Source organism: Bacillus sp. FSL R5-0576 (genome assembly GCF_038004765.1).
Taxonomy (GTDB): domain Bacteria; phylum Bacillota; class Bacilli; order Bacillales; family Bacillaceae; genus Bacillus; species Bacillus subtilis.
In genome coordinates this window covers 4,010,001-4,033,904 of sequence record NZ_JBBORU010000001.1, presented here as the reverse complement: position 1 = coordinate 4,033,904, position 23,904 = coordinate 4,010,001, and the positions used below count along the sequence as shown (strand labels likewise).

Genomic DNA, 23,904 nt, shown 5'->3' with positions numbered 1-23,904 from the left:
GTTTCCTGCGAGAACAGAAAAACGCTTTGGTCTAGTGTCTACACCAAAGCTTTTTATTGAATAAATGTGTGATATTCGTGGTAATGCGGATTTCGGTCAAGCGCCTCTTGGCAATCTTCACATATCGTCAAAACATGGACATCTCCATTTTCTTTATAAGAAATCATATCGTTTCTTTCCTCATTTGTTAAGTGCTGAAATCCAAGTGAGTCTGTCGATACCATTGAAGATTCGAGACTGCCTACTTTCACTCCGCAATGACGACAATAATAATGCAAAGCCATACAAGGGACCTCCTGATGAAAAAGTCATTTTGGTGTAGTATGGACTTTGTTGTTACATTTTATACCTTTGCGTTAAATTCGTTCATGACTTCTAAAAACGGTTTACTCAAAGAAGCCTCACAAGCCTTCACAGATTTATCAACCGCTTCTTCGATCTCAGGTGCCTCCTCCTTGGTAAAGGAGCCTAACACATAATCAACGACCTTCATGCCGTTTACAGGCCGGCCGATTCCGATGCGGATACGGTCAAACTCGGATGTTCCAAGATGCTGGATCAGTGATTTGATGCCATTGTGCCCTCCGGCGCTTCCTTTCGTTCTTAAACGGATCTTGCCAGTCGGAAGGTCAAGGTCGTCGTAAATGACTGTCAAATCTTCGTTATCGACATCATAGTAGTCCATTAAAGGCCGCAAACATTCTCCTGATAAATTCATATATGTAAGCGGTTTAACAAGTAGAACCTTTTTGCCGGAAACAAATCCGGTTCCGTATAATCCGTTAAATTTATTTTGATTCAGCTCTATATTCCATTCCTTTGCAAGCTGATCTATCACCATAAATCCGACATTATGCCGTGTATTTTCATAGTTCTTCCCCGGGTTTCCGAGACCGGCAATCACAAGCATGGCGAATCCTCCCTTAGTCACATAACTCCCGTCTTCATAATCGGGCTATAATTCTTCTCATTCTAGCACAAAAGACGTAACCGCGGGAGGGTTACGCCTTAAGCTATTATTGTTCGTTTTCACCTTCTGGCTGAGCATCGGCAGATTCCTCTTCATCGACCTCAGCTGCTTCCTGCTGCTGCGGAGGAAGGATTGAAGCCACAACCTCATCTGATTCATGATTAAAGGAGTAGTCACCGCCAGCAGGCAAATCCGCAATCGTCAGTACTTCATTTACATCGAGGCTTGAAATATCAGCCTCAATCGTTTGCGGAATGGCTTTTGGCTTGGCCTTTACAGTAAGTGCATATAACGGCTGCTGCAGTACGCCTCCGTTTTTCACTCCAATGGCTTCTCCGGTCAGATGAATCGGAACTTCCACTTCAATGTCCTCACTCATATTAACTACTTGAAAATCAGCATGAGTGATTTCATTTTTCAACGGGTCCGTCTGCAGGTCTGTTACCATGACTGAGTGTTTTTCTCCGCTGACCTCAAGCGTAATGACTGCATTTTTGCCTTCGTCCCTCAGCGTTTTGATGAGCTCCACACTGTCTAATGACACAGGTTTGTTACCCGTATCCTTCCCATATATGATACCTGGAACATGTCCTGAAGTACGGATATTCCGAAGAGACGAACGAGTAAAGTCCGTTCTTTCTTTTGCCGTTAAAGTTGCCATATTCAGCACCATCCTATTGTCGTTTTAGTTGTCCTATTACAAACAATACCCATAACGATAAGGATTTAAACCTCGAAAAATGGTTTAGCTGAACAGATAGCTGACTGATTGCTGCTCATGAACGCGAATAATCGCTTCGGCCAGAAGCGGTCCGACTGAAAGCTGCTTAAAGCGTTCAATTTTCTTTTCTTCAGGAAGCTTGATGCTGTTTGTCACAACAAGCTCTTTAATTGTTGAATTATTAATCCGTTCTACCGCAGGGCCTGATAGTACAGGGTGTGTACAGCATGCATATACTTCTTTCGCTCCGTTTTCAACGAGCGCATTAGCAGCAAGTGTAATCGTACCTGCAGTATCAATAATGTCATCGATGAGGATAGCAGTCTTCCCTTCGATGTTACCTACAATATTCATGACTTCCGCCACGTTTGGACGCGGACGGCGTTTATCGATAATCGCAATTGGCGCTTTTAGTCGGTCAGCCAGTTTGCGGGCACGTGTCACACCGCCATGGTCTGGTGAAACAATGACGATATCTTCAAGATTTTTGCCTTCAAAATATTCTCCTAAAATCGGAACACCCATTAAGTGGTCAATCGGTATATCAAAGAATCCTTGAATTTGCGGCGCATGCAGGTCAAGTGCAATCACACGAGTCGCACCGGCTGTTTCAAGCAGGTTAGCGAAAAGTTTAGCTGTGATTGGCTCACGGGATCTTGCTTTTCTGTCTTGACGCGCATAACCGTAATAAGGAATAACAATGTTAATCGTTTTTGCAGAAGCGCGTTTTAACGCATCTACCATAATCAGCAGTTCCATAATATGCTCGTTAACGGGGTCACTTGTAGACTGGATGATGTAACAATCACATCCGCGAATACTTTCTTCGATATTAATTTGGACTTCCCCGTCACTAAATCTTGTGACAGAACATTTCCCTAATTGAACTCCAACTATATCTGCGATTTCTTTTGCAAGCTCTGGATTCGAATTCAAAGAAAAAATCTTTAAATTCTTATCTCCGTATTGATTAGACATGGATAAACCTCCGAATTTAGGATTATTTTTTATGAATATTTTTCACATAATCGTCTTTATTTACTTGTCTCGCTCTGGCAATAGCAAGTGCTTTTCCAGGTACATCTTCCGTAACAGTTGAACCTGCCGCCACATAAGCGCCTTCTCCGACTGTGACAGGGGCAACCAAGTTGGAATTGCAGCCGATAAAAGCGCCATCTTCAATTTTTGTCAAATACTTATTCTTTCCATCATAATTGACAGTAATTGAACCGCAGCCCAGGTTTACATCAGTGCCTACCTCAGCATCGCCGACATAGCTTAGATGAGATGCCTTGCTTCGGTCTCCGAATTGAGTCTTTTTAATTTCTACAAAATTCCCGATCTTCACTTCATTCCCGATGACAGAATCAGGTCTGATGTGAGCAAAAGGTCCTATGTTTACATCATTCCCCACTTTACTGTGATTGACTACCGATTGTTTAATAACCGTACGGCTGCCAATGGCACTATTCATAATCTCCGTATGAGGGCCAATAATCGTATCTTCTCCGATTTGCACCTCACCTTTAATCACAGTTCCAGGGTAAATCACAGTGTCGCTTCCGATAACAGCGTCAGGAGAAATATACGTATTCATCGGGTCGATCAACGTCACGCCATTTTGCATATGCCGTTTATTAATGCGCTCTTTCATAAATTGTTCTGCCTGAGAAAGAGCAACTCTATCATTAACTCCGAGCGTTTCTTGGAAATTACCAGTCTGGTAAGCGGCAACAGTTTCGCCTTCATTTTTAAGAATCTCTATGACATCCGGCAAATAATACTCGCCTTGGGCATTATCATTAGACACCTGATCAATAGCCCGAAATAGCGCTTCATTGTCAAAACAATACGTACCGGTGTTGATCTCAGTTACAAGACGTTCTTCTTCAGAGGCGTCCTTATGCTCAACGATTTTTTGAACCGCTCCGTTTTCGCTGCGAATAATGCGGCCGTATCCAGTTGGATCTTCTGCAACCGCAGTTAAAATCGTAGCTTTCGCTTCTCTTTGTATATGTTCTTTCAGCATCTGTTCCATCGTCTCTGCTGTCAAAAGCGGCGTATCTCCGCAAATGACAATTGTGACGCCTTTTTCGTCAGCAAGAAATGGCTGTGCCTGTTTTACAGCATGAGCAGTGCCAAGCTGTTCTGCTTGAAGCGCGTACTCGCTTTTATCACCAAGCTGCTTTTTCACTTCTTCCGCACCATGTCCGACAATCGTGACAAGCTTTGATAAAGATAATTTTAAGGCTTCGTCCACGACGTGCTCTACCATAGGCTTACCGCAAACTGGATGAAGGACTTTATAAAGCTTCGATTTCATTCTCGTTCCTTGTCCAGCCGCTAAAACAACTGCAAACCGCTTATCCATTTATTGGCCTCCAATATCCCTTTTATCCATAGAAAAATATATCCTAAATATCTTCTGATTTCAAGGAGACTTCATGAAGTGCAAGAATTTTCTATTGAGTGCAACTAAGTTTGAAAAATCAGAATTAAAAAAGGACCGCCGGCAAAAGGCTTATGTCAGCCCTTTCAGCAGTCCTTGCTTTTTGGTTATTTTTTAAGAAGCTCCAGCTTCTTCGAATTCTAATGCTTCAGTGTCACCCAGACGATGATACTCATTTAACACGGCATCTTGAATCTTTCCTCGCGTGCTTGAATTAATAGGATGAGCAATATCGCGGAACTCTCCATCAGGGGTGCGTTTACTCGGCATCGCAACGAAAAGACCATTGTTTCCATCAATCACACGAATATCATGTACAACAAATTCGTGATCCAGCGTGATGGATGCAATCGCTCTCATGCGACCATCGGTATTCACGCGGCGTAATCTTACGTCAGTAACTTCCACAGTAGTTCACCACCTTTTCCCTATATAAAAGCATTAGTGTATCAATTCCACGATTTTTTCTGAAATCCTGCTCGTTTTTAAAATATTTTTTGAAAAAATAGGATATAGTTACACAATTAGGTCATAAAGCTTTCATTTCGGGCATAAGGTAAATAAAAAAGTGATCCCGGGCTCTCCCAGAATCACTTTTCTTATTATTTCACCAGTGCAATAACTTCAATCTCGACTAACGCATCCTTCGGGAGTCTCGCGACTTCAACACAAGATCTCGCCGGTTTGTGAGTGTCAAAGTATTGTCCGTACACTTCGTTTACTTCCGCAAACTGTTCCATATCCGCGATAAATACAGTTGCTTTTACAACTGTTTCAAAAGAAGCACCCGCTTCTTCCAGAACCGCCTTTAAATTGCTGAATACTTGATGAGTCTGCTCCTTAATATCGCCGTTCACCATTTCGCCTGAAGGAGTCAAAGGGATTTGACCTGAGCTGTAAAACATATTGTTGACGATAATCCCTTGTGAATAAGGCCCGATTGCCGCTGGGGCATGTTTTGTGTGGACTGCTTTTGTCATGATTCTGTCTCTCCATTCTTTAAAAGATTGTCTTTAAAAAAACGCAGAAAATTGCCATTCTGAATTTCAATGGACTTCTCTTTCATGTTGATGGTTGAAAGAGTAAGAAGTGACATATATTCGTCAACAAGACGTTCATCTACTCCTTCGGCTTCAACTAAGACGCCGATTCCCGCCACATTTGCGTTAAACTCATCCAACAGGTTAATCATACCATTAATGGTGCCGCCTGCTTTCATAAAGTCATCAATAATGAGTACGTTTGAACCCGTTTTCATGCTTCTTTTCGCAAGTGACATTGTTTGAATGCGGTTTGAGGAGCCTGAAACGTAATTAATGCTGACTGTGGAGCCCTCTGTTACCTTATTGTCTTTACGAACGATCACAACAGGCACATTCAAATAGCTTGCAGCTGCATACGCAAGAGGGATGCCTTTCGTGGCAACGGTCATGACAACATCAATTTCGCGTTCTGCAAACACGGAAGCAAACAGCTTCCCTACCTTGGAGAGTACAGATGGCTTTCCTAAGATATCCGTTAAATATACATAACCGCCCGGAAGGATACGCTCAGGATTTGCCAGCGACTGTCCAAGTGTCTGCACAAACTCTTCAGCTTCAGCCTGCTTCATTTTCGGAATATATTTAACGCCTCCGGCAGCTCCGGGAACAGTAAGCAAAGTACCAATCCCCTGCTGTTCAAAGGTTTGTTTAATAATTGTTAAATCTTCACTGATCGATGATTTTGCAGATTCATACCGCTCAGAGAAAAAGGTTAGCGGTATTAACTCGTGCGGATGGGTTAACAAATAATTTGTTAAGTCCACCAATCTGCCGCTGCGACGAAACTTCATGAACTTACCCCCAAAATCCGAATATTTTAAGATCAATATAACTTAACATACGGATTTAATCAAGAGCGTTCTGTTCGCCGATCATTCTCACCGCATAAACTTGATCGCAGAAGCCTCTTAACCCGTTATAAATTCTCTGCACCTTCGACTCATACTGAACCAGTCCAAATACTGTCGGGCCGCTCCCGCTCATTAACACGGCATCTGCACCAAAGCGTTTCATCTGGTTTTTAATCATCGCAACTTCAGGATGCATGTCGAGTGTAACAGATTCAAGCACATTGCCTAAACGGCTGCACATCTTCTGAAAACTCTTCTCTTCTATCGCCTCGATCATGCCTTGTACATCGGGATGCTCTATACCATCCAGTTTCAGCGCTCTGTACACTTCAGCAGTTGAAACACCGATTGTCGGCTTCGCTAAAATGACCCAGCAGTGCGGAGGCGTGCTGATATGTTTAATTTTCTCGCCGCGCCCTGTTGCTAATGCAGTTCCGCCATAGACACAAAATGAAACGTCAGAGCCAATTTCCGCTCCAAGCTCAGCAAGCGTTTCCGCGGACAGATTTAAATTCCACAGTCTGTTCAGCCCTCTGAGTGTCGCCGCCGCATCACTGCTTCCGCCGGCAAGACCGGCAGCCACCGGAATTACCTTCGTAATCATGATGGAAACTCCCTTTTTCACGTTGTATCTGTCCTTGATCAGCTTGGCAGCCTGATAAGCTAAGTTTCTTTGGTCATCAGGCACAAATCGGTTGTGGGAGGAAACCCTCACCTCATCCTCTGCAAGCTCCGTCAATTCAATTCGATCAGCTAAATCAATTGTCGTCATGATCATTTCGACTTCATGATAGCCATCCGGGCGTTTTCGGGTGACGTCAAGTGACAGATTGATCTTAGCTGGCGCTTTTTCTAAAATACGCATAGCTTTCACCTACTTCTCCATCTAAACATAAGTATGAACATTGTATCACATTTGAAGTACAGGATGAACATATCCATATTCAGCCCATTATGTATTTATATCCAAAATAAAAAAACCAGGGAACAGCACGTCCCCCGGGTCACATCCTTATCGGTTATTCTGATTCTGAGCCATTTGCTGTTCGGCGATTTCTATAGCGCGCTTTACCATGTTACCGGCATCGCGAGCCCGAATTTCGCCCCAGCCGCCATTTTTTACTGTGTCATAAAAACCAAGGTCTTTAGCAAGCTCATATTTAAACTCATCTGACATAACTCCACGACGTCTGCCCAAACGAAACAACCCCTTTTTTAGAAGTGATAGCCATTCGTGCACGTCACGATAATATGTGACTGTTTTATCTTTTGTTAAATCAGATGGAACTTTCGTTAAAATTATTGGAAACCAAAAAAGGGCAAAACAAAAAGCAGTAAACAAAAGGTTCACTGCCCGTTAAAATGCCACTGAGCTTGCGGCGTCATCATTAAATGTCAGCTCAACAGTCTCAGTCAAAATATCAGCATAACTGTATGAAACTCTTTCAAACGAGTTCTCGTCTTGATCTAGTTGTATCACAAAAACAGAAGGGTACGTCTCAGCTAAAATGCCCGAACGCTCAATCGTTTTTCGGCGGCCACCGTTTGCTTTTAACGTCAGCCTTTTACCTAAATTCCCATCAAGCGATCTTTTAATATCGGACAACGTCTTCGCCATTGCATCCACCTCACTACATTTATTGTACAACACGAGCCCATTTTTGTCAAATAAAATTTAAATTATATCAACGTTAATAAGACGTTGTCAATAAAATTATTTTGACAAAATTCTATGATTCCTCAATTATGTTCCGCAAGTTTCGGTAAATTATGTATCATTATGTAAAATAAAAAACCCGCATAGCTCTCCTATGCAGGTTTTCAACTGTTAATTGGACTTATAAGGCATACCAATTCTCAGAACTCCTCTTGTTTCAATACCTCCAAGCCCTTTCTCTCTTGTCAGCGTATTACGGAGCACTTCCCATACATTAATCCGTTCCATAAACGGCGTAAAGCTGATCTTCGCGACGATATATACCGGATCAAGCGCATGAATATTGACTCTTGACGGTGAACTTGCAAAATTCGCACCCGCTCTGATGAGTGATTCAAAATGGGATTGGCAGGCCCCCGCAAAAATAACAAGCTGATCTAAGTGAGGGATCTTTTTTCGGGCTGTTTGAACAGTTTCAACAAAGTGCTTAGAATGTCTGTACGCATTCAAATCATCAATGCCGCCCTTTTGCTTCGAATACGCATCATGCCCTGTGATCACCAGGATATCAGGTCGATATTTGTCGAGCAATTCTTCAATAGAAGCAGACATTTTCTTTTCATGGCAATGGATGCCATAGACCGGCACTCCAATTTTTTTATAGACATTCAGGCATTTTTTCAGATATGCTTCGTCACCATCCAGATGAAGCACTTTGCCCGGCATATGGAAATAATGCTCCTGATGCTGATATTGGCTTGTCGCATAGTACTCCTGCTTTTCTCTGAGCAGCTTATAATCTTGGCGGAGTAATTCGAGCGACTCATTCATTCTGCTCTCATCTTTCTTTTTCCGCATCATCTGCTCATCCTTTTTCACTGCCACCAGATCAGAAAAATCCGAATCAGCAATCAGCCTGACTTCATCTCCATGCAAAATGGCAATTGAATTTCCTTTGCTTGTTTGCTCTATTCCTATAATTCGAAACAAAACATCCATCTGATAGGATTTTCTGGCTACCATATCCCCTATTTGAAATTGCACGTTCCTCACTCCACACATAGACTAAGCCTCATCATGAAAGAAAGAGCCTTGAGAAAGCGCCTTTTTTCGCTGAGTCCAAGTTTTTCTTATCATTGAATGAAAGGTCCTTCTCTAGCCTATGTAGCGGCAGTCCATGTGGTGCGCAAAACAAAAAGCCCTTTTAGAAAAGGGCTTTATACAATCCGTTAGACAGCGCTGCGAACTCCTCAATAGACAGGGATTCACCTCGGCGCTTACCGTCAATATTTGTTTCTTTGAGCACTTGCTCAATCGTTGATTTTTGCGCCTTTCCTTCAGGCAGATTGTTAACTAAGTTATTGAGCAGCGTTTTACGGCGCTGTGCAAAGCTTGCCTTGATGAGCTGAAAGAAAAAAGATTCGTTTTCCACGTCCACTGCCGGGCCGTCTCGGAGAATCAGACGGATGACTGCGGAATCGACATTAGGCTGAGGAACAAATACGGTTTTCGGAACGATCATCACCGTTTTGGCTTCTGTATAAAACTGCACCGCGATTGAAAGCGAGCCGTATTCCTTAGATGAAGGATCAGCCGCCATGCGCTCAGCCACTTCTTTTTGCAGCATAACCACAATCCCTTTCAGCGGAAGATGTTCTTCAAGCAGTTTCATGATAATCGGTGTTGTTACGTAATAAGGAAGGTTGGCAACTACCATGACCTCATCACAATCTTGAAATTGTTCTTCAATGACCGATTTGACATCAGCCTTTAACACATCATGATGAATAACAGTGACATTGTCGTAAGGTGACAGTGTATCCTTCAGAATCGGCAATAATCGCTGATCAATCTCAAATGCCACGACCTTTTTCGCCCGCTTGGCAAGCTGTTCGGTTAAAGCCCCGATTCCCGGGCCGATTTCAATGACACCTGTTTTCTCAGTCACTTCCGCGTGATCAACAATTCTGTTTAAAATGTTCGTATCAATTAAGAAATTCTGTCCTAAGCTCTTTTTAAAAGAAAAACCGTATTTCTTCAGTATCTCTTTCGTTCTAATCGGTGTCGCAATATCTTTATTCATTCTGTTCCTCCCGCATAACGGTATCGAGCGCACTCATAAAATCACTTTTTTTAATTTGAAACATTTGCAGCCGTTTTTGAAGCTGTTTGCCATTTGTATAGCCGATTTTCAACAGATCACCCAGTCGTTCCCGGCGGCGTTTGGCCGCAGGTCCGCCTATTAGTCCGGCATGAATCAAATCCTCAGCTGAAATGTCACTCGGCTGCGCTTCCATCTCCTCATGCACATTTTCTAAACATGCCCTAATGCTTTCAACCGATGCATGCTCCACACCAATTCCCCGCTTGTTTTTAGGTTTGGCAAGATGTTTTGGCAAAAATGCATGCTTACAGCCGGGCACAGCCTCTGAGATGGTTTTGCGAATCTTCTCTCCCGGAAAGTCCGGATCCGTTAAAACAATGACGCCTCTGGTCTTCTGGGCCAAACGGATTTGGTCAATCACATGATCATCGATGGCTGAACCATTTGTTTCAATTGTGTCTGCATCAACAGCCAATTTGATGCGGGCCGTATCATCACGCCCCTCGACCACAATGATCTCTTTAATTTTCATTATTTCCTCCAAGACAAAATAAAAACTTTTGTATATTCATGAAACTTTTTCTTATGTCGAGCGTCTAATAAGCAGAAAATGCACTTTGTCTATTATAACGAAAAAAACAGAGGGCGCAAAACCCTCTGAATACATAAGTATATACTAATTTAAGATTTTAATTTTGACTGTTTTATTTCCCCATCGGTACGCCGATGATTTCTCTGGGAAAAAGACGTCTATCTTGTTCCCTTTAATCGCTGAACCGGTATCTGCAGCAATAGCATATCCATAGCCTTCCACGTGGACTTTGGAGCCTAGCGGAATGACATTTGGATCCACAGCGATGACTTTGGCATTCGGATTATTTTTTAAATTGACGCCTGTCGCTGTATGTCCTGAACAACCGCTGCAGCTTGCCGTATAAGCCGTAGATGATACAGTCATGACTTTGCCTGTTGATTCATTGCTGCGGGACACAACTGTTTTTGAATCACCTGAAGCACTGACCGTTTCAACTTTTGGACTGCTTTGCTTTGTGCCGACAGCAATCACTTTATCTTTGCTTTGTTCAGCTGTTTCTTCTTTTACAAGCTCTCTGGACACTTCTTTACCGTTTTCTTTAACGACTTCGAAATGTTTTTTTAGCTTGCCTTCTTTTCCTTTTTGGACGACCTTTTCTTTCCCTTTTTCAAGAGAAGCGTCTTCTTGCTTTTTCACATCGAACGCAATCTTCTCTTCAACTACATCGGTGACCTTTTCGATACGAGTAATTGTAATATCAGCCTTTCCTTTCGTCAGCTTTGCATCTAACGCAGGCTTGATTTTATCTTCGTCTTTTATGTTCATCTTTTGCTGTTTTAAAAAGTCAGCGACCGTAGTCGAAGTCGTCCAGATCTTCTTTTGTTTCCCTGCATCATTCACAGTAACCTGAAATGCGGGCTCTATGTTAATCTTCATGTCTTTCGAAATATCTGTATCTATTGCGGGATCAATTTGATCTTGTTCTTTCACATCAACATCTTGTTCGTCCAGTAATGCACCGACCGTTTTTGCTGTTGACCATAATGTCTTTTCTTCCCCGTTTATTGTAAGCTTCACAGGTTTTGCAGCCTCATACACAACGTCCATGTCTGCTGTTATCTTTGTCTGTTTAGCAGGTGTGATCTTGTCTTCGTCTCTTGTCTTTATATCAAGCGTCTCCAAAAGATCACCGACTGTATTTGCATGTGTGCGTATATGTTTCTTTTTGCCATTGATAGAAACTGAGACTGATTGTTTCGTCAGCTCATGAGCCGCGTACGCAGTCCCGCTTCCTGCCAAAAGCAAACAAGCAGCAACCAGAATGACTTTGCTTTTGCTAAGCTTTACGGAAAACAGCTTTTTCATTTTTTGTGTGATGAAAAACGCCTCCTTCTCCTCGGAGAGATTATATAGAGTATCTAAAAGGCTGTCAACCCTCCCTTCTCTTTCTCCCAAAAGCTCAGTGTCTTCTTCATTATCCTGAAATACACTGAGAAACGGAAGAAAGACTTGTCGACAAACCTATCCTATGAGGAGAAGAAAGCATGTAGAACTTTTATAGAAAAACGCTGTAAGGGACAAGCTCTTACAAAACCCGCTAGCGTTTTTTGTCAGTTTATACGGAAAAGTCTTTTCGCATTTTCAGTCGTGATTGACGCAATCTCTTCAAAGGTCATTTCTTTTAATTCGGCGATTTGTTCTGCCACATATTTCACATAGCTTGGCTCATTTCTTTTCCCGCGGAAAGGGTGCGGTGTGAGAAACGGGCAGTCCGTTTCAATCAGCAGCCGGTCATTGGGAATTTCCTTCACTACTTCCTTCGGTTTCTTCGCATTTTTAAATGTCACCGGTCCCCCAAATGATAAATAAAAATTCATTTTCATGCATTCTCTTGCCACTTCCGCACTTCCTGTAAAGCAGTGCATGATTCCGCCCACAGCTTCTGCGCCTTCCTCTTTCAAAATGGTCACGACATCCTCCGTTGCATCACGGTTATGAATGATAATAGGCAAATTGAACTCTTTCGCTAAGGCGATTTGTTTTCTAAACACCTCTTTTTGAATATCTTTAGGTGATTTATCCCAATGATAATCCAGTCCCATTTCCCCTATCGCTACCACTTTCTCATGAGCAGAAAGCTCTTTAATCCACGCTAAGTCTTCCTCTGTCATGTCAATAGCGTCAACAGGGTGCCAGCCAATGGCTGCATAAATAAAATCATATTCCTCAATCATTTCCATCGCACGGGTAATCGTCGGACGGTCAAAACCAACTACGACAATTCGTTCAACTTTTTCAGCTTTTGCCCGTTCAATAACCTCTTCAAGATCAGTATCATATTGTTCTGCATTTAAATGCGCGTGTGTGTCAAACAACATAAGTGAAAAACTCCTTTCTTGTCGAAACACAAAAGGTGTTCGACGAATTGTTACACGTGAAACACCTTTTGTTTTATCATTATTTAATTCTTGTGCCTTTTGGTAACGACTGATCGATAGACACGACCTTTAAAACGCCGTCTGCTTCTCCTGCAAGGATCATACCTTGAGAAAGCTCTCCTCTGAGTTTAACCGGTTTTAGATTTGTTACACAAACGAGTTTTTTTCCAACAAGCTCTTCAGGCGTATAATGCTTCGCAATGCCGGATACCACTTGGCGCTTTTCAAAACCAAGATCGAGCTGCAGCTTCAATAAACGGTCTGCTTTTTTCACTGGCTCTGCCTCAATGACCTCAGCTACGCGAAGCTCTACATCCATAAATTGATCAATCGTAATTTCAGGTAAACGATCGACCTCTTGCGGCTCTTCTTCTTTTGTTTCTTCTTTCGCTGGTGCCGAACCTTGCATTTTCCCTTTGATGTAAGCAATTTCTTCTTCTGCCTCTAAACGAGGGAACAATGGCTCGCCTTTTTGTACTTTTGTATCTTTCAGCTGGCCGAAAGTTGTAATGCTGTCCCAAGCTTTTAGAGATTCATCGGTAATGCCCAGCTGCTCGAACATTTTTTCCGGTGTTTTTGTTAAGAATGGCTGAAGCAGTACCGCTGAAATACGCAATGATTCAGCGAGATGATACATAACTGATCGCAATTCTTCTTCTTTTGCCGGATCTTTCGCAAGCACCCATGGAGCTGTCTCATCAATGTATTTGTTTGTGCGGCTGATGAGCTGCCATAAAGTCGAAAGTGCTACCGAGAACTCCATATTTTCCATTGCTTTCTCATAAGCTTTCACTGTTTCTTCAGCAACCGAAGTGAGCGTTTGGTCAAATTCCGTAACAGCACCTTTGTAAGAACCAATTTGTCCGTCAAAATACTTATTGATCATCGCAACAGTACGATTCAATAGATTTCCTAAATCATTCGCTAAATCATAGTTGATTCGCTCAACAAATCCTTCCGGCGTGAAAACACCGTCAGACCCGAACGGCACTTCACGAAGCAGGTAATAGCGAAGCTCGTCTAAACCATAGCGTTCAATTAATGTAACCGGATCTACAACGTTTCCTTTTGATTTCGACATTTTTCCGTCTTTCATCAAAAGCCAGCCATGCGCGAATACTTGCTTTGGCAGCGGAAGATCCAGAGCCATCAGCATAATTGGCCAATAAATAGTATGGAATCGTACAATCTCCTTACCGACTAAATGAACATCGGCAGGCCAATATTTTTGATAAAGCTCATCATTTTCTGTATCATAACCGAGTGCTGTTAAATAGTTAAATAGTGCGTCAATCCAAACATATACAACATGCTTTGGATTTTCCGGCACCTTCACGCCCCAATCAAAAGTGGTACGTGATACTGCCAAATCCTCAAGTCCAGGTTTGATAAAGTTATTAATCATTTCGTTTTTGCGTGATTCTGGCTGAATGAATGTCGGGTTTTCTTCATAGTATTTCAGAAGACGATCCGCGTATTTCCCCATGCGGAAGAAATAAGATTCCTCTTTGATCAATTCAACTGGGTGACCGCTGTCAGGGCTTTTTCCGCCGATGACCTCTCCCTTTTCATTCCGCTCAATATCAACGAGCTGAGTTTCCGTGTAGAACGTTTCATCAGGGATGCTGTACCAGCCTTCATACTCATCAAGATAGATGTCCCCGTTATCAAGAAGCTTTTGAAACACCTTTTCAATGACAACTTTATGCCGTTTTTCTGTCGTGCGGATAAAGTCGTCGTTTGAGATTTCAAGCTGCTTCCACAGTTTTTGAATATCTGCCGCTGCGCGATCCACATACTCCTGAGGTGTAATGTTTTCCTGTTCAGCTTTTTGCTGGATCTTTTGTCCATGCTCGTCCGTTCCCGTTAAATAGCGAACATCGAACCCTTTTAATCTTTTGTAACGTGCCATTGCATCTCCTGCGACTGTCGTATATGCATGGCCGATATGTAATTTTCCGCTCGGATAATAAATCGGTGTTGTAATGTAAAATGTATTGTTTTCTTGCGGCATCTTGAAACCTCCTAATCAGAATGTCAAAAAGCTCCCGCCCAAAGGACGAGAGCGGCGATAAGTGCAAATCATATATGAATATTATTTATATTTATCCTTTATCTATGATACCATCTTAGCCTTTAAGATCAAGAATATATACATACACCCTGAAAAAGAATAATTAAAATTAAAAATCTTTAATGAAAATAAAAAAAGTCTGTTCGTGTCGAATTTTGTCGTATATAATCAAATGAAATAAAAAACTTTGGTTCGAAAGTCTTGATTTAAAAGGATTTTTAGTAGGATAATAGCTTTATTAAATATTTATAAAATGCTGTTATTTCGGTAGTTTCTAAGACATTACTGACTATAAGAACTAATTCTTACAATCAATAGTAAACAAAATGATTGACGATTATTGGAAACCTTGTTATGCTATGAAGGTAAGGATTTTGTCGAATAATGACGAAGAAAAATATAATTTAAACAAATAAGTATCTCTTGGGAGGAGAATGTTTATGAAATCTACTGGTATTGTACGTAAAGTTGATGAATTAGGACGTGTAGTTATTCCTATCGAACTGCGTCGTACTCTTGGAATCGCAGAAAAAGATGCTCTTGAAATCTATGTTGATGATGAAAAAATCATCCTTAAAAAATATAAACCAAACATGACTTGCCAAGTAACTGGTGAAGTTTCTGATGATAACCTTAAACTTGCAGGCGGTAAATTGGTTCTTAGTAAAGAAGGCGCTGAGCAAATCATCAGCGAAATCCAAAACCAGCTTCAAAACCTTAAATAATCATTTCTTGTACAAAAAACGTTCTTGTTATGACACAAGAACGTTTTTTTTATTGCTTAATATGGTAAGCATCGTACACTTCACGCTTTGGTACATTGCGATCGACTGCTGCTTTTTTAATGGCTTCTTTAGACGTAGCGCCTTTCGAGATGTAATGCTCGACATGTTCTTTCGCAGTGAGGGTTTCCCACCATTGTTCTTCCTCATCTACCTCTTCATTATTACTTCCTTCTACGACAAGACAAAACTCGCCGCGTATCTGATCTTCGTTTGCCCATCCAATGACCTCAGATATGGTTCCTCGGATAAACTCTTCATATTTCTTAGTGAGTTCACGCGTTACAGCAATTTCCCGATCTCCTAATATCTCTGCCATCGCTGACAAGGTTTCCTTCAATCTGTGAGGCGCTTCATAAAAAATGATCGTTTCCCGCCGTTTTTTAAGGGCTTCAAGCTCCTTCTTCTTTTCTTTTTTCTGTCTGTTGAGAAAACCGTAAAAGAAAAAAGGCTGCGGTACAATACCTGAAGCAATAAGAGCTGTTAATGCGGCATTTGCTCCCGGCAACGGAACAACATAACCGCCTATATCCGTAAAATCCTTTACAATTTCCGCTCCGGGATCAGAAATCGTCGGCAGACCGGCATCACTGACAAGAGCAATGTTTTTTCCCGACTTCAGCCATTCAATAATTTTGTGCCCACTGCTTTCTTTATTGTGTTCGTGATAGCTGACGAGCGGTGTTTCAATTTCATATACATGACAAAGCTTTTTCGTTTGCCTCGTATCTTCCGCAGCAATCGCATCCACTGATTTCAGCGTGTCGATCGCCCGGAATGTCATATCCTCTAGATTTCCGATTGGGGTTGGGACCAAGTAAAGAATCCCCATGTCCGACTTTCCATTAAAGCTCATTTGGCGCCTTAACATATACAGCCTCCTTGCTGTTCCGCTTTTCTTCTATATAAAGCTCTTTTTTCTTCCGAGTTAGTTTTTTGAAATAATATTCCGCCTGCATAGCTTCCCGCTTTGTTGAAAAGCTCTCGGCAAAAATTAATTCAACCGGACGTCTTACTTTTGTGTACTTTGCGCCCTTTCCATCATTGTGCGTTTTCACTCGTTTATGCAGATCGTTGGTATATCCGGCATACCAGCTATTGTCCTTACATTTCACGACGTAGAAGAAATGGTTATTTGTCTCCATATAAAATGGTCCTGATTTCTTTTGTATATTCATTTTGTTCATCATAAACGAATAAGGGAGGAAGAATTTTCAAATCTGGACGCCCGCCTTTGATACCTTCAACCAGAATGGTATTGGCTTCTTTCCCTTGCTTCGGATAGACAAATTGTACACGTTTCGGCTCGATTTGATAAGCCTTCATCAGTTCAAAAATCTCCAGAAGCCTTCCCGGCCGGTGAACAAGAGCTGCTTTTCCCCCTTGCTTGAGCAGTTTGCTGCTGACTGAAATGACATCCTCCAGCGTGCAGTGGATTTCATGTCTTGCGATTCGGAGATGCTCGTTCATGTTTTGTTCAGTTTGTTTCGGCGTTTTAAAATACGGCGGATTGCAGGTGACAACATCATATCGATTATGTCCAAGTTTCTCCGGCATGTTTTTCAGGTCATCATGTATGATCTGGATCTGATCGTCCAGCTTATTATACTCCACGCTGCGAACAGCCATATCATGCAGCCTTTCTTGAATTTCGACTCCCAGAATGTCTGCTTTTGATCTTGTACTGAGCAGCAGCGGCACAATACCATTGCCGGTGCATAAATCAACGATTTTCCCTTTTTGAATCGGAACGTACGCAAATTTGGACAGAAGCACAGCGTCCAACGAAAAAGCAAACACTGTTGGGCTTTGTATGATTTTCATGTCCTCTGCCAGCAAATAATCTAATCTTTCATCATCATGTAATGAAACCATCTTCTTATCCTTTCAGTACCTTTGAAAAAGGCTCCCGTCTTATGCGGAAGCCTTTTCCCTATTTTTTATTTAAGAATGACAGACAGAAAAGACAATCCTCTTTTCGAACACTTCCATAGTGGACATTGCAGATATGAAATCCTTCTTGATACAGACGTGCCAGATTATCATATCCTTCCCCTATATCAGTTTGCTCTGTCTTCTGTGTTTTTGATTCTTTTTTATCAGCTTTGAACTTTTCAATCTGCTGCGTCGTATCGTCCAGCCGTTTGCGCAAATGCTTGTTTTCAAGCTGTAAATGATGATTTTCCTCAATCATCTCACCGATATGCTGCTTCAAATCCCCCAGCTGCCGGTACAGTGAGCCAATTTGTTCTTCTAAGTTAATGACTGTATCAAATAACTCTTTTTTATCCAAGGTTCCACACCTCGTTAATCTGTGGTTTGTGCGGATACGACGCCCTCTTCCAAGAGCTCTTCCCAAGTATATTCTATCACTTTTTCACGGTTTATCAGTTCCACCTGAAGCACCCGTTCCAGAATATTTAGTCCGACGACCTTCGCGGGACCGTTTGCTGTCGTAATCATTTCTCCTATATCCGGAAGCTGTTCTTTTGCCGTCTCATACTCATCGTTCTCATATTTTAGACAGCACATCAATCGTCCGCAAAGACCCGAAATCTTCGTAGGATTTAAAGACAAGTTCTGATCCTTGGCCATTTTAATGGAAACGGGTTCAAAATCTCCAAGGAACGTTGAACAGCAAAGCATTCTTCCGCAAGGACCGATTCCTCCGAGCATTTTTGCCTCATCCCTTACTCCGATTTGGCGCAGCTCAATTCTTGTCTTAAAGATAGAAGCCAAATCCTTTACAAGCTCTCTAAAGTCGACTCGGCCGTCAGCAGTGAAGTAAAAAATGACTTTATTGCGATCAAACGTGAATTCAACATCGACCAGCTTCATATCCAAGCCATGCTCAATCACTTTCTTTTGGCAGATATCAAATGCTGATAGTGCTTCCTGTTTATTTTCTTCTACAATGAGAAGATCGCGCTCGTCAGCCACACGTATCACTTTTCGAAGGGGAAGCACCACATCATGCTCATCCACCTGTTTATTTGCAATTACGACCTGGCCGTACTCAACTCCTCTGACAGTTTCTACAATTACGCAGCTGTCATGTTCTATATGAAATCCATTCGGATCAAAATAATATATTTTACCCGCTTTCTTAAAGCGGACACCAATTACATTGTACAAGCTTATCCCTCCTGCAACATTAACACCAAGTGCTCCATTAATCCTTGTACATTCACATTGGAATGAAGCCGTTTCTTTGCTTCTAAAACAGCAAGTATCTGATTCGTAACGCTTTGTTGTGTTGATTGTAGCGCATGCTGTTTTATTGATTGGAATAAGTCTTGATAAATCAATTTATCTTCATTTCCTATTTGGATGGACAACACATCACGATATATCAATAAGAGCATATCAAGACCCATTTCTTGATGGGTTTTTTCTTTGAAAAAGGGCATCCATTGATCTTGAATAAAGAAAAAAGCATGTCCTTTCCGCTGGTGTAGGACTTCATACAATTTTATCACTTTCGCTCTAGACTCTGCAAACTCATCATTTCGACTTAATTCGACTGCTTCTGCTACATTATTAGTCATGTTGGCCAGAAGCCTTGCCATATGAGGCGAGACGTCCTGTTCGATCAGTCTGTCTTCAATTGCTTTCGGCTGCAAAGGCTGAAAAGGAAGGGTTTGGCATCTTGAAATGATGGTATCCAATAACCTTTGGGGCTGCTCAGTGATGAGGACGGCCATTGTGTCTTTGTTCGGTTCTTCTAAAAATTTCAGCAGGCTGTTCGCCGCATTTGCTGTCATTTGATCTGCGTGCGAAATAATATACAGCTTTTTATGCGATTCAAGTCCTGTCTTAGAAAACTCTTCTTGGAGCGCTTGAATTTGCGCCTTTTTGATTGATAAGCCATCAGGCTGAACAAGATGGAGATCAGGATGGTTCCCTGACTCTATCCGTTTACAGTTTCGGCAGCTCTCACAAGGCTCCGCGCCATCCTCCAGACAAAAGAAGCTTTTTGCAAGAAGCAGCGCGGCATCAAGCTTGCCTGTTCCTTTTTTCCCCTCAAACAAATAAGCGTGTGATAGTCTGTCCTTCTCAATACTATTATATAAAAGCTTCATCACTCTGGGCTGAAGCTCGTTCATTTCCTTCCAGGATATTGCCATTGTATCACTCTCTATGTGTAAAGGTTAATTAATAAACCTTTTATTTCGCCAATACGCTCCAGCAAATCAATTGCCGGTTTTTCCTGATCCATCATCTCTTCCGTAAGCTGTATCAATTTGTCATCTATTTCTTTCACAAGTCCCAGCGTTCTGCTGTTCCCGTAAAGGTCAAAGCTTTTCGATGTTTCATGTGAAAGACCGCTGTCCACAGCTTCTTTGACAAAACGTTTCACAAGTCCTTTAAATCTCGCTAAGTCTTTAAAATTCCGAGATTTCGTTAGCCTTTTTCCGAATGCCTCTATATCAGATAACAGCCTGGTAAGCTGATCAAGCTTCATTTTGCTGCTTTGGTTTTCCATTGATGTTTTAAACGATGCTGTGATCTCTGATGTTTTCACAGAGGGAATCTGCTTATTATCTATAAATGTACGTATATCTTTATTAATTTTCACAGTTTCAGATCCTTAAAATTGATGAAATTCATCGACTGGAAGGACAAATACTGTCGCTCCGCCAACTTCAACTTCGACTGGATAAGGGACATAAGAATCAGCATTTCCGCCCATTGGAGATACAGGGGCAATCATCTGATCACGTTTCTGCCCGTTTTCTTTAATGAGACTCAACGCTTTATTGACGCGTATATCCTCGACACCGATCATAAACGTTGTATTGCCTGATTTAAGAAATCCTCCTGTCGTCGCAAGCTTTGTGACTCTGAAGTTGTGATCCGTTAAGGTTTTCAAAAGTCTGTTGCTGTCCTGATCTTGTACAACTGCCACTATCAATTTCATCTGTGAAGGCCTCCTTTAGATTGGAAACAACGTGATCTCGTTTACATTATTATATCAACTATTGGGAAACAGGTCACAATTGAATTTTTTTCAACGCTTCATCGATTACCTTTAGAACATCCTGAACGACGAGGTCTTTGGATTGCCCGGCATCAACTGAATGAAATCTTTCCGGAAATCGCTTCATCAGCTCTTGATAACCTTCTTGTACTTTTGTATGAAAGTCCAGTTTTTCTAAATCGAGCCTGTTTTTCTCCCGTGAGCCGTTTGCGTAAATACGCTTCAGGCCTTCTTCCGGATCAATTGAAAAATAAACCGTTACATGGGGCATCATATCTCCAATGGCAAATTCATTAATGGACAGAACCTCATCAATTCCAAGCCCTCTTGCATATCCTTGATACGCAAGAGAACTGTCTATGAATCTGTCGCAAAGAACGATAAACCCCTGTTCTAAAGCAGGTTTTACTTTTTCAACTAAATGCTGGCGTCTTGCAGCCGCATATAAGAGAGCTTCTGTTTTTGGGTCCATTAATGTATTGTTCTCATTCAGAATAACCTCTCGAATTTGTTCTGCAATATCTATTCCGCCTGGCTCTCGAGTTGCCATAACCTGAAGGCCTTCTGCTGTCAGTATGTTTTTGATCTCCTGCAGAACAGTCGTTTTCCCTGCACCTTCAGGACCTTCGAATGTAATAAATAAACCGCTCATGATTTCTCCTCTTCTATATAAACAAGTAGTTGTTTCTCTTTGATTTTCATATTCCCTTGAACATGCGTTTTCATGCTGATCAAGCGGCTGAGCTTTTGCACACTTTCTTTTGTTATTCTTTCTCCCGCCATAATCATCGGGATACCCGGAGGATAAGGGATGATATCTTCTGCATTCAGCCGGCCAGCTGCTTCCTCAAAGTCCACATATTCTTTCTTAAACGAATGTAAGACCTTTTTTGGATAAGGCAAGACAGTAACAGGCTGCACACCCCATTCTGCAGAAACAAACGTCTGATCCGGAGGCGTTTTCTCAATCTCTTCATCGATGCTTCTAATGGTTTCAGCGTTTATTCTCCGTTTTCCTCCCAATGGGAGAACGAGCAGAACTTGATTTTCATCAGCAAGCTCAGTGAATATGTTGGCACGCTCTAAAATGCTTTGCAGCGTATAGCCAGAATGCCCGCGTTTTGAACGAATTGTGAGCTTTAGCGGATCCGTGATGATCAGTGGATTAGCAGGGTTAACAGCTTCTGCATTTGTAAGTGAATCAAACGTTTGTTTAAGTGTTTGTATCCGCTGCAGAATGTCAGAAAGCTTTTGTTCTTCTATAATATGCTGTACATAAGCGCGGGCAATATCTAACGAAGCCATAATCGGATAAGACGGGCTGCTGCTTTGTAATCGGTTTAAATACTCTGCAACCCGATCCCTGTTAATCCTGCAGCTGCTGTTGAGATGCAAATAAGAACCCATCGTCATGGCAGGCAACGTTTTGTGGGCCGACTGAACAACAATATCTGCCCCCATTTTTAAAGCTGAGACCGGAAAAGGCTCACCTAAAATAAAATGTGCGCCATGCGCTTCATCGACCAAAACAGGAATCCCGTAATGATGGGCTTCAGTAATGATCTCAGTCAAATCAGCACTATGTCCGTAATATGTCGGATTGGTCAGTACCAAGCCTTTCGCATCTGGATGTGCTGCCAGGGCCTCTTTAATTGTTCCAAGCGGAACATGCGTAGGCACATGCATCGCTGAATCAACGTCAGGTGCAAGATAAACCGGCTCAGCACCGGCCAAATCAACAGCATGAAATACAGATTTATGACAGTTTCTTTGAACCAGAATTGTATCACCAGGTTCACAAACAGATAAAATCATCGCTAAGTTTCCGACAGTCGTACCATTTACCAGAAAAAAACTTTCCGCCGATCCATATAATTGACTGGCAAGCTCCTGAGCTTCCTTAATCACCCCAGAAGGATGATGGAGATCATCCAATCCTGCCAGTTCAGTTACATCAATGGTGAGAAGCGGATCGAATATTGACTTAGCGTCATCAAAAAAGACATCTCCATTGTGATGTCCCGGAACATGAAATGAATGAGAATTTCTTCTCGCATGTTGAATTAATGCTTTATATAAAGGTGTGTTCATGAAAACAATCCTTTGAATGTGTCTTCTTACACCTTATTATATCGTGCCTCTGAGAGAACTTAAAGCCAGACTTACTGGTAACTATCTTTCCTTTATTGTAAGCAGCTTTTGCTTCAGGTCGCCTTCCATCATCATAAGCTCTTCTTCTGCCTGACGGCGTTTGATTCGTCCTTCTTCTTGTATAGTCAGTGTTTCTTCAAGCGTGCTTATTAAGCTTTCCTGAACCTTCTTCAAGGTATCTATATCAACCAGGCCCCGTTCATTTGCCCGTGCAGTTTCAATTGTATTGGTTTTTAAAAGCTCCGCATTTTTCAACAAAAGCTCATTGGTTGTATCAGATACTTTCTGTTGTGCATCCACTGCATTGCGCTGCCTTAAAAGCGTCAGTGCAATGGCAACTTGATTTTTCCATAGAGGAATCGCTGTCACAATGGATGACTGAATCTTTTCAGCTAACGCTTGGTTTGTATTTTGAATCAGCCTGATTTGCGGTGCACTTTGGATTGTAATTTGCCTGCTCAGCAGCAAATCATGCACCCTTTTATCTAACCGGTCAGCAAATTGAATTAAATCATTCACCTCTTGAACGGCCATTTGGTTATGATCACTCGATTCAGCCTGTTGCTTCAGTTCAGGAATCGTTTTTGTTTTTAATTCCTCCAGCTTCAGTTCTCCTGCAGCAATATAAACATTCAGCGCGGCAAAATATTCTTTATTTTTTTCATATAACTGCTCTAACAGCTTGTTGTCACTGATTAAAGCATTTTTAGAGTGCTCCAGCTTCAAGCTGATTCTGTCTATCTGCACACTGGTCTTTTGGTATTTAGACAGCACCTCTTGAAGAGAACTTGATACTCTTCCAAACATGCGTGCCAAAAAACCCTTTTTCTTAGATTGGAGATCATCAGGATTTACTTGCTCCAGCTTTTTCATCAGCTCTCCAAGTATTTCGCCAATCTCCCCGACATCCTTCTTTTGAACATGATTAATCATATCATGAGAAAAGTTCAGCAGTTTAGATTGAGCTTGTGAACCGTATAAGACAATACTTTGCATATTTTTATGATCAATCTGTCCAGCAAGCTGAATTGCTTTTTCCTTGTTTTCCTCAGGAAGAACATCAACAAGCCGTACTTGCTCTTTCTCTGCTTTTACAGCCTCCGAACCTGGTATCTCTATGTTACCACCAAAAGGATCTGCCAATAATT

29 protein-coding genes (1 of these 29 cut by a window edge) are annotated in these 23,904 nt (G+C 41.8%); 1 reads left to right on the top strand and 28 read right to left on the bottom strand.

Annotated features, from left to right (window positions below; all coding sequences use genetic code 11):
- Window positions 1-53: 53 nt before the first annotated feature.
- The 17 genes from fin to metG form a co-directional block, all read right to left on the bottom strand.
- Window positions 54-284 carry an anti-sigma-F factor Fin gene (gene fin / locus NX903_RS20750; protein ID WP_003243417.1) on the bottom strand — a complete coding sequence of 77 codons (231 nt, stop codon included), beginning with the start codon at window positions 282-284 and terminating at the stop codon, window positions 54-56.
- Between the two features lie 59 nt (window positions 285-343).
- Window positions 344-910 (bottom strand): aminoacyl-tRNA hydrolase, encoded by a 567-nt coding sequence (gene pth, locus NX903_RS20745; RefSeq protein ID WP_003226727.1) that lies wholly within the window; start codon window positions 908-910, stop codon window positions 344-346.
- A 106-nt stretch (window positions 911-1,016) separates the two neighbouring features.
- Window positions 1,017-1,631: a 50S ribosomal protein L25/general stress protein Ctc gene (locus NX903_RS20740; protein WP_003243443.1), complete on the bottom strand. Its 615-nt coding sequence runs from the start codon at window positions 1,629-1,631 to the stop codon at window positions 1,017-1,019.
- 84 nt (window positions 1,632-1,715) lie between these two features.
- Window positions 1,716-2,669 carry a ribose-phosphate diphosphokinase gene (locus tag NX903_RS20735; RefSeq protein ID WP_003218353.1) on the bottom strand — a complete coding sequence of 318 codons (954 nt, stop codon included), beginning with the start codon at window positions 2,667-2,669 and terminating at the stop codon, window positions 1,716-1,718.
- A 22-nt stretch (window positions 2,670-2,691) separates the two neighbouring features.
- Window positions 2,692-4,062: a bifunctional UDP-N-acetylglucosamine diphosphorylase/glucosamine-1-phosphate N-acetyltransferase GlmU gene (gene glmU, locus NX903_RS20730; protein ID WP_077671689.1), complete on the bottom strand. Its 1,371-nt coding sequence runs from the start codon at window positions 4,060-4,062 to the stop codon at window positions 2,692-2,694.
- 192 nt (window positions 4,063-4,254) lie between these two features.
- A complete protein-coding gene (gene spoVG / locus NX903_RS20725) occupies window positions 4,255-4,548 on the bottom strand; it encodes a septation regulator SpoVG (RefSeq protein WP_003218346.1) in 294 nt (97 codons plus the stop codon).
- 194 nt (window positions 4,549-4,742) lie between these two features.
- A complete protein-coding gene (ridA, locus tag NX903_RS20720) occupies window positions 4,743-5,120 on the bottom strand; it encodes a 2-iminobutanoate/2-iminopropanoate deaminase (protein ID WP_003226738.1) in 378 nt (125 codons plus the stop codon).
- Entirely contained in the window at window positions 5,117-5,974 is an 858-nt protein-coding gene (gene purR / locus NX903_RS20715; protein ID WP_003218342.1) for a pur operon repressor, read from the bottom strand. The genes ridA and purR overlap by 4 nt, the downstream gene beginning before the upstream one ends.
- A gap of 55 nt (window positions 5,975-6,029) precedes the next feature.
- Entirely contained in the window at window positions 6,030-6,899 is an 870-nt protein-coding gene (gene ispE / locus NX903_RS20710) for a 4-(cytidine 5'-diphospho)-2-C-methyl-D-erythritol kinase (protein ID WP_003226742.1), read from the bottom strand.
- Window positions 6,900-7,046: 147 nt separating this feature from the next.
- A complete protein-coding gene (locus NX903_RS20705) occupies window positions 7,047-7,232 on the bottom strand; it encodes a small, acid-soluble spore protein, alpha/beta type (RefSeq protein ID WP_003218333.1) in 186 nt (61 codons plus the stop codon).
- A 159-nt stretch (window positions 7,233-7,391) separates the two neighbouring features.
- The gene (gene veg, locus NX903_RS20700) at window positions 7,392-7,652 is read right to left on the bottom strand and encodes a biofilm formation stimulator Veg (RefSeq protein ID WP_003218330.1); all 261 of its coding nucleotides are present in this window, start codon (window positions 7,650-7,652) and stop codon (window positions 7,392-7,394) included.
- 210 nt (window positions 7,653-7,862) lie between these two features.
- Window positions 7,863-8,735: a sporulation-specific protease PrtG gene (gene prtG, locus NX903_RS20695; protein WP_014475574.1), complete on the bottom strand. Its 873-nt coding sequence runs from the start codon at window positions 8,733-8,735 to the stop codon at window positions 7,863-7,865.
- A gap of 160 nt (window positions 8,736-8,895) precedes the next feature.
- The gene (gene rsmA, locus NX903_RS20690) at window positions 8,896-9,774 is read right to left on the bottom strand and encodes a 16S rRNA (adenine(1518)-N(6)/adenine(1519)-N(6))-dimethyltransferase RsmA (RefSeq protein WP_077671690.1); all 879 of its coding nucleotides are present in this window, start codon (window positions 9,772-9,774) and stop codon (window positions 8,896-8,898) included.
- Window positions 9,767-10,327, bottom strand: a complete 561-nt coding sequence (gene rnmV / locus NX903_RS20685; RefSeq protein ID WP_032725229.1) for a ribonuclease M5 — start codon at window positions 10,325-10,327, stop codon at window positions 9,767-9,769. The genes rsmA and rnmV overlap by 8 nt, the downstream gene beginning before the upstream one ends.
- Before the next feature lie 144 nt (window positions 10,328-10,471).
- Window positions 10,472-11,785: a ubiquitin-like domain-containing protein gene (locus NX903_RS20680; protein WP_015715099.1), complete on the bottom strand. Its 1,314-nt coding sequence runs from the start codon at window positions 11,783-11,785 to the stop codon at window positions 10,472-10,474.
- A 155-nt stretch (window positions 11,786-11,940) separates the two neighbouring features.
- Window positions 11,941-12,708 carry a TatD family hydrolase gene (locus tag NX903_RS20675; protein ID WP_077671691.1) on the bottom strand — a complete coding sequence of 256 codons (768 nt, stop codon included), beginning with the start codon at window positions 12,706-12,708 and terminating at the stop codon, window positions 11,941-11,943.
- 79 nt (window positions 12,709-12,787) lie between these two features.
- Window positions 12,788-14,782, bottom strand: a complete 1,995-nt coding sequence (gene metG / locus NX903_RS20670) for a methionine--tRNA ligase (protein WP_015382561.1) — start codon at window positions 14,780-14,782, stop codon at window positions 12,788-12,790.
- A 494-nt stretch (window positions 14,783-15,276) separates the two neighbouring features.
- Between metG and abrB the strand changes: the two genes are divergently transcribed.
- Entirely contained in the window at window positions 15,277-15,567 is a 291-nt protein-coding gene (abrB, locus tag NX903_RS20665; RefSeq protein WP_003226760.1) for a transition state genes transcriptional regulator AbrB, read from the top strand.
- A gap of 49 nt (window positions 15,568-15,616) precedes the next feature.
- On the opposite strand, the gene rsmI is transcribed toward abrB, so the two are convergent.
- From rsmI to NX903_RS20610, 11 genes are all read right to left on the bottom strand, one after another.
- Entirely contained in the window at window positions 15,617-16,495 is an 879-nt protein-coding gene (gene rsmI, locus NX903_RS20660) for a 16S rRNA (cytidine(1402)-2'-O)-methyltransferase (protein WP_019712967.1), read from the bottom strand.
- Window positions 16,470-16,769: a GIY-YIG nuclease family protein gene (locus NX903_RS20655; RefSeq protein ID WP_003242983.1), complete on the bottom strand. Its 300-nt coding sequence runs from the start codon at window positions 16,767-16,769 to the stop codon at window positions 16,470-16,472. The genes rsmI and NX903_RS20655 overlap by 26 nt, the downstream gene beginning before the upstream one ends.
- Window positions 16,756-17,499 carry a tRNA1(Val) (adenine(37)-N6)-methyltransferase gene (locus tag NX903_RS20650; protein ID WP_003244526.1) on the bottom strand — a complete coding sequence of 248 codons (744 nt, stop codon included), beginning with the start codon at window positions 17,497-17,499 and terminating at the stop codon, window positions 16,756-16,758. The genes NX903_RS20655 and NX903_RS20650 overlap by 14 nt, the downstream gene beginning before the upstream one ends.
- A gap of 58 nt (window positions 17,500-17,557) precedes the next feature.
- Entirely contained in the window at window positions 17,558-17,917 is a 360-nt protein-coding gene (gene yabA / locus NX903_RS20645) for a replication initiation-control protein YabA (protein ID WP_003218308.1), read from the bottom strand.
- A 14-nt stretch (window positions 17,918-17,931) separates the two neighbouring features.
- Window positions 17,932-18,759: a competence/sporulation regulator complex protein RicT gene (ricT, locus tag NX903_RS20640; protein WP_003226767.1), complete on the bottom strand. Its 828-nt coding sequence runs from the start codon at window positions 18,757-18,759 to the stop codon at window positions 17,932-17,934.
- 2 nt (window positions 18,760-18,761) lie between these two features.
- Window positions 18,762-19,751 (bottom strand): DNA polymerase III subunit delta', encoded by a 990-nt coding sequence (gene holB / locus NX903_RS20635; RefSeq protein ID WP_003226770.1) that lies wholly within the window; start codon window positions 19,749-19,751, stop codon window positions 18,762-18,764.
- Between the two features lie 11 nt (window positions 19,752-19,762).
- Window positions 19,763-20,203, bottom strand: a complete 441-nt coding sequence (locus NX903_RS20630; RefSeq protein ID WP_009966249.1) for a YaaR family protein — start codon at window positions 20,201-20,203, stop codon at window positions 19,763-19,765.
- A gap of 12 nt (window positions 20,204-20,215) precedes the next feature.
- Window positions 20,216-20,545: a cyclic di-AMP receptor DarA gene (darA, locus tag NX903_RS20625; protein ID WP_003242755.1), complete on the bottom strand. Its 330-nt coding sequence runs from the start codon at window positions 20,543-20,545 to the stop codon at window positions 20,216-20,218.
- Between the two features lie 73 nt (window positions 20,546-20,618).
- Window positions 20,619-21,257, bottom strand: coding sequence for a dTMP kinase (tmk, locus tag NX903_RS20620; RefSeq protein WP_015253015.1), 639 nt, complete (start codon window positions 21,255-21,257; stop codon window positions 20,619-20,621).
- Window positions 21,254-22,696 (bottom strand): aminotransferase class I/II-fold pyridoxal phosphate-dependent enzyme, encoded by a 1,443-nt coding sequence (locus NX903_RS20615; protein ID WP_086343357.1) that lies wholly within the window; start codon window positions 22,694-22,696, stop codon window positions 21,254-21,256. The genes tmk and NX903_RS20615 overlap by 4 nt, the downstream gene beginning before the upstream one ends.
- Window positions 22,697-22,777: 81 nt before the next feature.
- Window positions 22,778-23,904 carry the 3' portion of a toxic anion resistance protein gene (locus NX903_RS20610; RefSeq protein WP_015715091.1) on the bottom strand. Its footprint extends 34 nt past the window's final position, so only the last 1,127 of its 1,161 coding nucleotides appear in the window; its start codon lies off the right edge, out of view — the gene reads right to left on this strand; its stop codon occupies window positions 22,778-22,780.